1 protein-coding gene is annotated in these 914 nt (G+C 73.9%); it reads right to left on the bottom strand.

All coding sequences use genetic code 11. The features are described 5' to 3' along the window. On the bottom strand, nt 1-914 hold a 914-nt coding region (locus tag Dsi01nite_RS56935; protein WP_203854886.1), incomplete at both ends, for a tetratricopeptide repeat protein.

Raw genomic sequence — 914 nt, 5'->3', positions numbered from 1 at the left:
CCCGCCGCTGGATGTCCAGCACCGCCTGATATTCGGCGGCGGCCCGCTGACGGTCGCCCTGGATGTACCGCATCACGGCCAGGTTGTGGCGGGTAGTCAGGGTGTCGGGGTGGTCCTCGCCGAGGACCCGCCACCGGAGGTCCAGCACCGCCTGGAGTTCGGCGGCGGCCCGCTGACGGTCGCCCTGGTCGTGCCGCGCCAGGGCCAGGTTGTGGCGGGTGTTCAGGGTGTCGGGGTGGTCCTTGCCGAGGACCCGCCCCCGGAGGTCCAGCACCGCCTGGAACTCGGCGGCGGCCCGCTGATGGTCGCCCTGGTCACGCCACACCGTGGCCAGTCTGTGGCGGGTGGTCAGGGTTTCGGGGTGGTCCTCGCCGAGGACCCGCCACAGGAGGTCCAGCACCGCCTGATATTCGGCGGCGGCCCGCTGACGGTCGCCCTGGTCACGCCACACCCCGGCCAGGTTGTGGCGGGTGGTCAGGGTGTCGGGGTGGTCCTCGCCGAGGACCCGCCGCCGGATGTCGAGCACGGCGTGGAGGGTGGTGGCGGCTCGTGGGTAGTTGCCCTGGGCGTGCAGGGCGCGGCCGGTCAGGTCGGCGGCGTGGCAGGCGGTGGTGGTGATGTGCGGGTCGGGGTGGATGGCGTGCTGGCCGAGGAGGTGTGTGGCGTGCGGGGTGAGTGCCCGCCACCACGGCCACGCGGCGGGGTCTGCCGGCCGGCCGGTCTGCTCCGCCTCGGCGAGCGCTGCCACCAGCCGTACCGCCACGGCCGGGAATCCTTCCGGGTGCTCGGCGACGTCGGGGTGGGCACGGTTGGTGTCACGGACCAGAGGGTGCAGCGTCACAGACCATTCGACCGGGTGCGCCTGCTGCGGGTCGGCCGGCTCGTGCAGCTCGACCAAGCCGAGCCCGGCGAGG

This window comes from Dactylosporangium siamense (genome assembly GCF_016862795.1).
Classification (GTDB): domain Bacteria; phylum Actinomycetota; class Actinomycetes; order Mycobacteriales; family Micromonosporaceae; genus Dactylosporangium; species Dactylosporangium siamense.
Note: the sequence above shows the minus strand (reverse complement) of the source record. Positions and strands in the feature narration are given on the sequence as shown.